General features: G+C 43.4%; 8 protein-coding genes. All 8 read right to left on the bottom strand.

Annotated elements, in window-relative coordinates; genetic code table 11:
* Positions 1 to 8: 8 nt before the first annotated feature.
* The 8 genes from rpoB to recA all read right to left on the bottom strand — a co-directional run bounded on the left by rpoB (position 9) and on the right by recA (position 12195).
* Complete coding sequence (rpoB, locus tag OKIT_RS08720) at positions 9 to 3602, bottom strand: DNA-directed RNA polymerase subunit beta (protein WP_007747103.1); 3594 nt, start codon at positions 3600 to 3602, stop codon at positions 9 to 11.
* 216 nt (positions 3603 to 3818) lie between these two features.
* Positions 3819 to 4022 (bottom strand): cold-shock protein, encoded by a 204-nt coding sequence (locus OKIT_RS08725; RefSeq protein ID WP_007747105.1) that lies wholly within the window; start codon positions 4020 to 4022, stop codon positions 3819 to 3821.
* Between the two features lie 150 nt (positions 4023 to 4172).
* Entirely contained in the window at positions 4173 to 5117 is a 945-nt protein-coding gene (locus OKIT_RS08730; RefSeq protein ID WP_007747107.1) for a DUF4811 domain-containing protein, read from the bottom strand.
* Positions 5118 to 5119: 2 nt separating this feature from the next.
* Positions 5120 to 6652: an MDR family MFS transporter gene (locus tag OKIT_RS08735; protein WP_007747116.1), complete on the bottom strand. Its 1533-nt coding sequence runs from the start codon at positions 6650 to 6652 to the stop codon at positions 5120 to 5122.
* A 63-nt stretch (positions 6653 to 6715) separates the two neighbouring features.
* A complete protein-coding gene (locus OKIT_RS08740; protein ID WP_007747119.1) occupies positions 6716 to 8563 on the bottom strand; it encodes an ABC transporter ATP-binding protein in 1848 nt (615 codons plus the stop codon).
* Positions 8556 to 10307, bottom strand: coding sequence for an ABC transporter ATP-binding protein (locus tag OKIT_RS08745; RefSeq protein ID WP_007747122.1), 1752 nt, complete (start codon positions 10305 to 10307; stop codon positions 8556 to 8558). Before OKIT_RS08745 ends, OKIT_RS08740 begins: the two co-directional genes overlap by 8 nt.
* A gap of 40 nt (positions 10308 to 10347) precedes the next feature.
* On the bottom strand, positions 10348 to 11013 hold the full coding sequence (trhA, locus tag OKIT_RS08750; RefSeq protein WP_007747128.1) for a PAQR family membrane homeostasis protein TrhA: 666 nt from the start codon (positions 11011 to 11013) through the stop codon (positions 10348 to 10350).
* A gap of 51 nt (positions 11014 to 11064) precedes the next feature.
* A complete protein-coding gene (gene recA / locus OKIT_RS08755; RefSeq protein WP_007747130.1) occupies positions 11065 to 12195 on the bottom strand; it encodes a recombinase RecA in 1131 nt (376 codons plus the stop codon).
* Positions 12196 to 12268 lie beyond the last annotated feature (73 nt).

A 12268-nucleotide genomic window follows, 5' to 3' on the forward strand; every position in this document is an offset into this window, starting at 1 on the left:
ATTTCTCCTTATATATTTTCTTCATCGAGATTTTTTGCTGCAATGCGAGGTTTGTCATCGTCATCGCCTTTAAACAAGTCAGGTTTTTCTTTAGCGATTTGTTCAAGAGCATCAACCGTGGCAACATTATCGTCCTCGTCCATCTGCGCCATACGAACTTCTTGACCCTTGCCGTCCAGCACTTTGGTATCAAGACCTAAGGCTTGTAATTCTTTAACAAGGACACGGAAAGATTCGGGAACGCCGGGCTTTGGAATAGCTTGTCCTTTAACAATGGACTCAAATACCTTATTACGACCGCGCACATCATCAGACTTATAGGTCATGATTTCCTGCAAAGTATAGGCAGCACCATAAGCTTCAAGTGCCCAAACTTCCATTTCGCCGAAACGCTGGCCGCCAAACTGGGCTTTACCACCCAAAGGCTGTTGTGTAACCAACGAATAAGGTCCGATTGAACGTGCATGGATTTTATCATCAACCATGTGGGCCAGCTTCATATAGTGCATAACACCGACGGAAATACGATTATCAAAAGCTTCGCCAGTCTGACCGTCATAAAGAACGGTCTTACCGTCTTCATCTAGACCAGCCTCTTTTAAGGCATCAATAATTTCATCATCAGAGGCACCATCAAAGACCGGTGTCATAACTTTAATACCCAATTTTCTGGCTGCCATGCCAAGATGCAGTTCCAAAATTTGTCCAATGTTCATACGAGATGGCACACCCATTGGTGAAAGCAGAATATCAATCGGCGTACCGTCAGGCATGAACGGCATGTCTTCTTCAGGAACAACAACTGAAACAGTTCCCTTATTTCCATGACGTCCGGCCATCTTATCACCAACTTGAATCTTGCGTTTCTGGGCAATAAAGACACGAACCATCATGTTAACACCGGGTGCTAATTCATCACCATTATCACGTGTGAAGATTTCAACATCTTGGACAATTCCGCCGCCGCCATGAGGAACACGCAAAGAAGTATCACGAACTTCGCGGGCTTTTTCACCAAAGATAGCATGCAGCAGGCGCTCTTCAGCCGATAATTCGGTCACACCCTTTGGTGTAATTTTACCAACCAGAATATCGCCGTCTTCGACTTCGGCACCAATACGAATGATTCCGGAATCATCAAGATCTTTAAGCTGATCTTCACCAACGTTAGGAATCTCGCGAGTAATCTCTTCAGGTCCTAACTTTGTATCACGTGCCTCTGATTCATGTTCTTCAATATGGATAGAAGTATAAACATCATCACGAACGAGGCGTTCGTTTAAGACGATCGCATCTTCGAAGTTGTAGCCATGCCAAGTCATAAAGGCAATAATTGGGTTCTGGCCAAGAGCCAGTTCGCCATTTTCCATCGAAGGCCCATCAGCTAAGACATCGCCTTTTTCGACAGTCTCGCCAACTTTGACGATAGGTGTTTGGTTATAATTTTTGCCGCCATTAGAGCGCTGGAACTTCATCAATGGATATTCGTGCAGATTGCCATCATCCTCACGAACTTTGATATCACGGCCATCGACATATTCAACAGTTCCTTTGGCTTCATCGATCTGAGCTAATCCTGAATCGACAGCGGCACGGTATTCAATACCAGTACCGACGATCGGCGAATGCGGTGCAACCAACGGAACAGCCTGACGCTGCATATTAGCACCCATCAAAGCACGGTTGGAATCATCGTTTTCCAAGAAAGGAATCGCAGCAGTCGAAACGGCTACAACCTGTTTAGGAGAAACATCCATATAATCAACATCTTCGATTGGCGTTTCAATGTTGTTGTCACCATGACGTGCAGTAACGGTCGCATTAACGAAAGAACCATCATCATTTAATTCCGAGTTCGCTTGTGCAATCGTGTAATTATCTTCGACATCGGCCGTCAAATAATCGATCTTGTCTGTGACTTTATGTGTATCCCAGTCAACACGACGGTAAGGTGTCTCAATAAAACCGTATTCATTAATCCGGCCATAGACAGCCAGTGACGTAATCAAACCGATGTTCGGACCTTCTGGCGTTTCAATCGGGTCAATTCGGCCATAGTGTGAATAATGAACATCACGAACTTCATAACCAGCACGATCACGTGTCAATCCACCAGGTCCCAAGGCTGACAAACGACGCTTATGGTTCAACTCACCAAGTGGGTTGGTCTGATCCATAAATTGTGAAAGCTGAGAAGAACCAAAGAATTCTTTGACAGCCGCCACAACAGGGCGGATGTTGATTAACTGCTGAGGTGTCACAGTATCAGAATCCTGGATAGACATACGCTCGCGAACCACACGCTCCATACGTGTCAAGCCAATTCTAAATTGGTTCTCCAATAACTCGCCAACAGAACGGATACGGCGATTGCCCAAATGGTCAATATCATCGGTCGCACCGATACCTTCTTGCAAGTTAAAGAAATAATTCATACCAGCCAAAATATCGGCAGGCAGAATGTGATGAATTGATTCGTCAATATGGCCGTTTCCGATTAATTTAACTGCTTTAGTTGGATCATTCTTACTAAAAATCTTAATAACCTGCAATTTGATCGGATCAGGCAGAACACCTTCTTCGTCAGGCTGCAAAACAGTCATCTTAAAATCGTCTTTATCTAATAACGGCGAAAGCAGTTTCATGGCTTTTTTATCGATCTCTGTATTCTTGGCAACCAAGACATTGCCTTGTTCATCAAGAATATCTTCAGCCAAGGTCTGACCTAAAAGACGAGATTTCAACGAAAGCTTTTTATTAACCTTGTAGCGGCCCACGTTGCCAAGATCATAACGCTTTGGATCAAAGAAACGTGCTGCCAATAGAGAACGAGAGGAATCGATCGTCTTTGGCTCACCAGGACGCAAACGCTCATAAATATCTTCCAAGGCCTCGCCAACACGTGACATCGAAGCATCCTTATGAACATCTTTTTCAATAGCCAAATTCAAAGATTCAACATCATCACCAAAGATATCCTGAATTTCTGAATCAGAACCAAAGCCAAATGAACGGATCAATTCTGTGATTGGCAGTTTACGGGTACGGTCGATACGAATATTGGCAATCCCTTTGGCATCAGTATCCAATTCCAACCAAGCACCACGATTAGGAATCACAGTTGTGCCAAAAACAGTCTTGCCAGTCTTATCGGTATCTTCGTTGTAATAAATCCCGGGGGAACGAACAAGCTGTGAAACAACGACACGCTCAGCGCCGTTAATCACAAAAGAACCATATTCGGTCATCAGCGGAAATTCACCAAAGTAAACATCCTGCGATTTGATTTCGCCAGTCTCTTTGTTCGTCAAACGCAAAGTCACATGAAGCGGTGCAGCGTAATTAACTCCCTGCTCACGCGATTCTTTTAACGTATACTTTGGTTCTCCTAATGAATAGTCAACATATTCAAGTGACAGTTTGCCGGCAAAATCTTCAATCGGCATGATATCGTTAAACATTTCCCGAATGCCCTTATCCAAAAACCACTTGTAAGACGCAGTCTGGACTTCGGTCAATGGCGGGATTTCAAGCACTTCTTTAGCAGAAGAGTAACTGCGTCGAGTGACATGCTTGTTTATCTTCACGTTGTGTGCAACCAATGTAATTCCTCCAATTTTTATCTGTGTTAGTCGACTGCTCAGCTTCAATCATAAAAAGATGCGTTTTATGTGAAATTATGAGCGTAAAAAAGCGCGGATCACATTGGATCTGCGCTTTGAAGCAGTTACGGGACAATATTGCCATAACCGCATTTTAAAAATCGACCTCACTGTGCATAAATTATACACAAGAAGCCGATTAATTACAAGCTTTACTTAGTTAACTTTGTTAACGTTGATAGCTTGCGGTCCACGCTGTCCGTCTTCAACTTCAAACGTAACCTTTTGGCCTTCATCCAATGACTTGAAGCCATCAGTCTGAATAGCAGAGAAATGTACGAAGACATCTCCACCATTATCACGAGTGATAAAACCATAGCCTTTATCGGCATTAAACCATTTAACTGTACCTGTTTCCATGAAAAAATTCTTTCTGCACCTAGTGCATCTTATTTGTAAATAATTGGTGCAGAGCTTTGAAACATTTGATTCTTGGAACCATACCGATTAATACTCCTTTAGTATAACAGATAATTGAAAATATGTTTGGAACTAAGCGCATTGATCTCATTAAGGTGTATTCGTTGTGCCACTACTTGAGTTCCCTGCTGAGCTCGATGCTGATACTTGCGTTTGAGCCGATGCTGCAGAATCAGCTGCAGCCTGAGACTGAGCAGCAGACGCGGCTTGAGCTTGGGCATCCGCAGCCAATGATGCAGAAACTGATGCAGCTTGCGAAGCGGCGATGCTAGAGGACAGCGCTTGAGCTCGGCTTGAGGCAGCGGCAGACGAGGATAGCTGTTTGGCTAATTTTTTATCAGCTGCACTTGGGGCGATTGACAATAATTCTCGAATGGCCGCAACTTGCATGCGCGCAGCTTGATTACTCCGGCCGTTTAGCAATGCTTGAGAGGAGGCCGATAATAGCATCGATACTTTTGCATCAGTTATCTTGGCTGGATTTGCCAACAGATTCTGTAGCCGTCGAAGCTGATCGCTTGTGAGCTGAATCCATTGCTGAGATGGAATTTGGAAAACAACCTCCTGCCGGCTAATAACCCGATCCAAATGACCAATTCCAAACAAAACCCGTGATAGAGCACCGTTATAGTGCCAACGATAAGTATGTGTGACTTTATATGCGCGATTCGAATCAGCACCTTCAAAGGAAATTGTACGATGAATATTCGGCACGCTTGTTTTAGTCTGTTGGGATCCTGCTTGGTCTTTGTATAAATAAATGTCCAAGTCGCTCCCAATATTCTTATTTTTCGTCGTAGCTAAGATCCCAGCTGCCAGCTTGCTGCCGGCCATCGAATAAATCTCTTGCTTTTGCGTTGTAACGCTGCGGTTCATACCAAAATGCCTGCTCATATTCAAGGTCATCAAGATCACGCTGGCTAATAGCAGGCCAGTGAAGATCAGTCCAAAGAACCAGCGGGGAAACGCATGTTTAATCAGCATCCAACTAACGAAGGCCGCAGCAGTGAAAAAAATGACTAATAGAAAAATCATGCCTAATTGCCTCCCTTCTCATCCAGTAAATCAGGATCTTGCTCAATGACTTTGCCAGAATGCAGCATGCCTGCCAGAATTAATCCTAAGAGTGCAAAAAATAAGGAAATCGCAAACGAAACATGGAAACCCTTTAAAGAAGCATCCAATGTTCGCTGACCGAATTCAAAAATATTCTGCTGTTTTAGAGAAGCCACAGGTGCATTGGTATTGGCAATGTTTTGTGTCACGGAAGATAGCAAAGAAACAACCATCGCGGTCAATACCTGCCTGACTGTATTATTTGAGGCCGTACCATCTGCCGCTTTTTCTTTTGGCAGTGCAGACATCGCCGAGGCTGTCAACGGCATCATCACCATAGCAATACCAAACATTCTCAGACTATAGAAAACCGTAATGAAATCCCTTGGTGTATTCAGGCCAAAAAACAAGAAAGGAATCGTGGCAATCAGGAGGATCAAAAATCCAACTCGTGCCAAGCGCTTTGCCCCGCTTCGATCATAAACAGCCCCAGCAATCGGTGACATAATACCGATTAAAAGCGCACCAGGCAGTAAAGTAAGCCCCGATGATAGAGGTGAAAGCCCGCGGAGCTGCTGAAGATAGGTCGGCAGCATCATCTCAATGCCAATCATGGCCATCATAGAAAGCGAAATCAAAACCGTTGTTACCGAAAATTGTTTGACAGCAAAAACACGTATATCCAGGAAGGGATGCCGCATTTCTAACTGATGCCACAAGAAAATAATGATGAAAAAAATGCCTACTGCGCCAGGAATAATCACATGCGTCATATCTGTCCAGCCGCCATAATTTGCGTTAGCGACATTAGTCAAACCCCACAAAAATAGGCCAAAACCAAGCGTCGATTGAACCAAAGAACGAAAATCAAGGTGAACTGGCTGGTTTGGAATGACATCGCGCAAAAAAATAAAACTTAAAAGAAAAGTTAATGCAATCACGGCCATCGGCAGCAGAAAAATGGATCGCCAGGAGTTGGATAGCGTGAAAGAGGCAAAACTGTGGCTGCTGTCCAAAATCCAACCGGACAGTGTTGGCCCAATTGCTGGAGCCATACCAATTACAAGTCCGCTGAGGCCCATTGCCGCGCCGCGCTTTTCAGCTGGAAAAATATAGACGAGAACGACCTGCATCAAAGGCATCGTGATACCGACAGAAATCGCTTGAATGATTCGGCCAATTAAAAACCAAGTCCAATTTGTGACTGGTGCGCTGTAGGAAATAAATTGGCCAACTAAAAGCAGTCCAAAAGCAAAGATGTAGAGTTTTTTTGTCGGAAATTTGGTTGATAAATACGCAGAAACAGGAATCATAATCCCGTTTGCCAACAAAAACCAGGTCGTGGCTTCCTGAGCCGTGGCTAAATTAATATGGAAATCATCCATCAAAGTCGGCAATGCCGTCCCTAAAGATGTTTGCATCAGCATACCTGCAAAAGTAGCAAACAAGATGACCAAGACAAACATAAATCGACTGTAACGCTTATTATGAATATCAACGGATTTAGCTGACATAAATTACCCCCTGTAAATTACAAATCACAATTATACTCGTTCCCGGCTCGGACAAAAAACTCATTAATCGCCGGAAGCAAATTGTGCGTTAAAGAGATCCGCATAAAATCCCTTAGCATCAAGCAGTTGCTGATGCGTACCAGTCTCAACGATTGAACCATGATTCATCACGACGATGTTATCCGCCTGCTGAATCGTGGATAGACGATGGGCAACAACAAAACTGGTACGTGAACGCTGAAGTTTAGCCATGGCGTTTTGAATCAAAAGTTCGGTTCGCGTATCCACCGAGCTAGTTGCCTCATCCAGGATTAAAATCTCAGGATCAGAGAGGAAGGCTCGTGCAATCGTTAACAGCTGGCGTTGGCCTTGAGAAATATTTGAGGCTGCCTCATTTAACTGAGTTTGATAACCCTGAGGCAGCTGCTGGATGAAAGTATCTGCATAAGCTTCCTTTGCCGCTGCAATCACCTGATCTTTTGTAGCCCACTCATTGCCATACTTAATGTTTTCGAAAACAGAGCCCGTAAATAACCAAGTTTCTTGCAGAACCATTGCGAAATGCGAACGCAATTCAGGGCGTGTCATCTGCCTGATATCCCTGCCCCGATACTGAATCACGCCAGCATCAACATCATAAAAGCGTTCTAACAAATTGATAACAGTCGTTTTACCAGCGCCCGTCGGGCCCACGATAGCAATCGTTTGGCCCGCATGAACATCTAAAGAATAATTTCGAATCAAAGGCGCGTGACTATCATAACTAAATGCCACATGATGAAAACTAATTAAAGGCAGTGATGACTCTCTAGGAAAGGTGGAGGCCGCCGAAATTTCTTTAGGCATTTCTTCAGCATCTAGGACCTGAAAAATCCGTTCGGCACTTGCAATCGTCGATTGAATCGTGTTGCTAAGATTAGCAATTTGGGTGACAGGCTGGGAAAACTGATTTGTATACTGCAAAAATGCCTGAATATCTCCGAGTGGCAGCTGGCCGTTAGCAACTTGAATCCCGCCGAAAACAGCAATTACCAAGTAATCTAAATTATTTAGAAACTGCATAGCCGGAAAAATCAGAACAGAAATGAATTGTGCTTTCCAAGCGGCGTGGTAATATCGCCTGCTCTGCTCTTCAAACTTGTCAGTGACAGCTTGTTCACGATCAAAAGTTTTAATAATTAAATGACCAGAAAAAGTTTCTTCCACCTGGCCGTTCATCGAACCAAGAACCTCCTGCTGTCTACTAAACAGTTTCTGAGCGTGTGGTGCAATCCAGCGTACAAGAAGAATGCTGATTGGAATCGTCGTAAAAGCCAGCAATGACAGAATCCAGCTAATCGACAGCATAAAAATAATCACGGCAACAAATGTGATCGATGAGACCGCAATTTGAATTAAAGCCTGCTGCAAAGTCCCAGAAATGTTATCCATGTCATTAACAACGCGGCTCATCATATCGCCATTTTGGTGCTGATCGTAATAACTCACGGGAAGGCGGGCCATCTTGGCTTTAAATTCTGCACGTAGACGAAAAACGGTACGTTGTGATATATGAGTCATTATCACTTGCTGCAAAAAACTCATCAGAGCAGACAGAACATATAAAACAGATGCAAGCACTAGAATTGAAATAATTGCATGATAATCAATCCGGTAACGTCCCGACTGCAAGCCGGCACGAACACCACGATAGATGATCGTCGTAGCTTCGCCTAAAATTTTCGGTACGCTGACAGATAACAGCACCGAAATAATTGCCAAGGCAATCGAAAAGATGACACCGAAGCAATTTTTCCCCAAATATCTGAATAATCTAAAGGTTGTCCCCCAAAAATTATGAGCGTGTTCGGCAATCCGTGCCATTGGTCTTGGCCCGCTGCCGCCTCGCATTCTCGAAGCCGGATTACGCATGTTCGTCTCCGGATAACGCAGCAGCTGCGTCAACCCGATGCAGCTGAGAATTAACGATCTCACGATAGACAGTACTAGTTTTTAACAATTCGGTATGCGTTCCAAAGGCTGAAATCCTACCTTGCTCTAATAAGAGAATCCTGTCTGCATCAGCAATCGTTGAAATACGCTGTGCCACAATAATTTTAATTGCCCGATTGATCTTGCTGTCTTTATGCAGTGCTGCCCTGAGTAATGCATCGGTCTTAAAATCCAGAGCAGAAAATGTATCATCAAAAATGTAGACATCCGCATCTTTCAAAATAGCCCTTGCAATCGACAGGCGTTGTACTTGGCCTCCTGAAAAGTTCTGGCCATTCTGCTCAACAGGTGCATCCAGTCCGCCTTGTTTTTTGACAAAGGCGTCAGCCTGAGCAGTGTGAAGCGCCTGCCACATCTCTTCTTCACTGGCTTTTGGATTGCCATAATGCAGATTGCTGCGAATAGTGCCTTGGAATAAAAAAGATTTCTGACTAGCAAAGGCAATTTTTTCATGCAAATCACTTTGGCGGAATTGGCGAATATCAATGTCGTTGATTGATACACTACCCTTTGTCGGATCGAATAATCTGGGAATTAAATTAATTAAACTACTTTTCCCAGATCCTGTACCACCGATAATTGCTAGTGTTTGTCCACGCCCAACTTGCAGATTAATATCCTTTAATACCCTCGCGGCTGAATGCGAGAAGGCAAAATCAACATGTGCAAAACGAATACTTGTAATATTCGGCACGGTTTGAGCGTTATTTGAATCAAGAATGGTATCAGAAATAGCCAGAACTTCCTGAATGCGCTGGGCGGATGCCTGAGCTCTGGGTACAATAACAAAAATCATCGACAACTGCATAAATGCAAACAGCATCTGTGTGGCATAAGTAATAAAAGATAACAAGTTTCCAATCGGCATCTGGCTGCCGGCAATCAGATGTGCACCGAACCAAACAATGGCAATATTCGAAGCGCTGATAATAAAAGTCATGGTTGGACTCATCAGGCTCGTTGTCACATAGGCATTAATCGCATTATCAGTCAAATTCCCATTAGCTCGAGCAAAGCGTCTTTGTTCAAAGGCATCCTGATTAAAAGCGCGTATCACCCGAACACCGGTCAGCCCTTCTCGGAACACAAGATTAATGCGATCAGTTAACCCTTGTATCTTTCTAAAAAGCGGCACAGACTTTCTCATAATCAGTAAAACGACAATCGCCAAAATCGGGATGGCAGCTACAAAGACGAGCATTAATTGAGGACTTTGAAAATAGGCCATCAGGCTCGCACCAGCCAACATCATCGGTGCCCTCACCATCATCCGAAGCATCGAGTAGGTCACATTCTGCATCTGGACAACATCGTTCGTTGTTCTAGTAATCAAAGAGGCTTCACCAATCTTAGTGAAATCGGCCGTTGCCATTGCCGTAATTTTGGCAAACAAAAAATGCCGCAGTTTAACACCCAATTTCTGTGACGACGTCGCAGCTATCAGCTGGTTACATACAGCACCGATAATGCCTAACAAACTCACGGCTAGCATAATCAAGCCCGTGTGCCAGATATACGGAATGTTTTTCCTCACAACACCGATATTGACAATATCGGCAGTAATTGAAGGCAGAATCAAATCCGCCGCTACTTGAAAAAACAGGCAAAAAAAGGCGAAAGAGACAAGCAATTTATTGAGATTTTTAAAGGCAAGTTTGAACATGTACTTTAAAATCTATCTTACGCTTATTTGCAGTATACAATTACATGGAAAGATAGATGGCAAAATACATGGCAGCTGTACCTAAGAGCACAAATAAATGCCACCAAACATGATTCCACCAGATTTTAGTATTCAAATAGAAAAAAGTACCTGCTGAATAAGCAATTCCACCAAAAAATAACAGCCAAAGCGAATATACTGGTACGCTGTGATGAATGATTGGGAACATCACGGCAATTAACCAACCCATAGCTAAATAAATCAAAACAGTGATCCAGCGATAGCGCCCAATAAACAAGAAATCATAAACGATACCAGCAAGTGCCAAAATGAGATTGGCAACCCAAATCCAAATCGCAACGGGATCCTTGATAAAGACCCAGCAAAAGGGCGTGTAGGTGGCTAGAATGATCAAAAAAATACCCAGATGATCAAAATGTTGAAAGACCCAAGCGGCTCTTGTGAAAATTAGTGCATGAAACAAAGTAGAATTGAGCAGAAAAATGATCAAACAGACAGCATAGATAATGAATGCCGTTAAGGCAACAGCCGACGTGTAGCCCTTGTCGATGACTTTGATGAAAAGAAATATAATTCCGACAATCGCGGCTATTAAACCTAAACCGTGTGTAATCGAATTAAAGATCTCTTCAACCAAACCAAATGTTTTAACGCGGTGTTTGAAATTGTTTTTTGTAGTCTGCATTGGTTCAAGTTTACTCTATAAAAAAATCCGACAACATCGGATTTTTAAAAATTAATAAATATCATCATCAGTCAATGCATCGTCAGATTCACTGGCCTTTGGATTGTAATTAGGGTCAGCAAAAGGATCGCTGCTGCTATCTTCTATTGGTACAGCCTTGCCAGTATCAGTTGTCACTTTTTTTTTGGCGCCAATACCATAAGCATCACGTACCGCCTGAAAGATCGTATCATGTTCTTTTTGATGTTCAGGGTCTTCCAACCAAGCAATTGCATTAACGCGTCCCTGACCAATTTTTTCACCTTTATAGGCATACCAAGCGCCCGACTTGTCGATAATATCTTTATCAACGGCCAAATCAATTAATTCACCTGTCTGACTGATGCCTTTGCCATACATAATATCCACTTCGGCTACTTTGAAAGGTGGTGCAACTTTGTTTTTGACAACCTTGATTTTCGTATTATTACCAATAATATTCGTACCGTCTTTAATCTGTGTTGACCGGCGTACCTCTAAACGTACCGTTGAATAAAACTTCAAAGCGCGACCGCCAGGTGTTGTCTCGGGATTGCCAAACATAACCCCGATTTTTTCACGAATCTGATTGATAAAAATGGCAATTGTGCCTGTTCGGTTCAGAGTACCGGCCAATTTCCTCAAAGCTTGGCTCATCAAACGCGCTTGCAGGCCCACATGGGCATCTCCCATCTCCCCCTCAATTTCAGCCCTTGGGACAAGAGCTGCAACCGAATCAACGACCAGCATATCGATCGCACCTGAATTAACCAAATCATCAGCGATTTCCAAACCTTGCTCGCCTGTATCCGGCTGGCTCAGAAGCAGATCATCGACATTAACACCTAAAGCAGCTGCATATTTCGCGTCCAGTGCATTTTCAGCATCAATATAAGCAGCCGTGCCGCCCTTTTTTTGAATCTCGGCAACAGCATGAAGCGCGACAGTCGTCTTGCCAGAAGACTCAGGGCCAAACACCTCGATGATTCTTCCCTTTGGATAACCGCCAACACCTAAAGCAATATCTAATTTTAAAGAACCGGTTGAAACCACGTCGACCTTTGTGTGCGCATTTTCGCCTAAACGCATAATCGATCCCTTGCCGAAATCCTTTTCAATTTTTTTTAATGCCGCATTTAATGCGGCCTTTCTTCCATCAGACATAAAACCTCACCAATCTATTATGCTACGAAAGTCAAGAAAATGCGAACGCTTGTTCGTATTTAAAAAATACTTA

It is taken from the genome of Oenococcus kitaharae DSM 17330, assembly GCF_000241055.1.
Classification (GTDB): domain Bacteria; phylum Bacillota; class Bacilli; order Lactobacillales; family Lactobacillaceae; genus Oenococcus; species Oenococcus kitaharae.

Coding starts and splice junctions, on each gene's coding strand:
- recA (WP_007747130.1), bottom strand. CDS start 12,195: ATGTCTGATGGAAGAAAGGCCGCATTAAATGCGGCATTAAAAAAAATT.
- trhA (WP_007747128.1), bottom strand. CDS start 11,013: ATGCAGACTACAAAAAACAATTTCAAACACCGCGTTAAAACATTTGGT.
- OKIT_RS08735 (WP_007747116.1), bottom strand. CDS start 6,652: ATGTCAGCTAAATCCGTTGATATTCATAATAAGCGTTACAGTCGATTT.
- OKIT_RS08725 (WP_007747105.1), bottom strand. CDS start 4,022: ATGGAAACAGGTACAGTTAAATGGTTTAATGCCGATAAAGGCTATGGT.
- OKIT_RS08740 (WP_007747119.1), bottom strand. CDS start 8,563: ATGCGTAATCCGGCTTCGAGAATGCGAGGCGGCAGCGGGCCAAGACCA.
- OKIT_RS08745 (WP_007747122.1), bottom strand. CDS start 10,307: ATGTTCAAACTTGCCTTTAAAAATCTCAATAAATTGCTTGTCTCTTTC.
- OKIT_RS08730 (WP_007747107.1), bottom strand. CDS start 5,117: ATGATTTTTCTATTAGTCATTTTTTTCACTGCTGCGGCCTTCGTTAGT.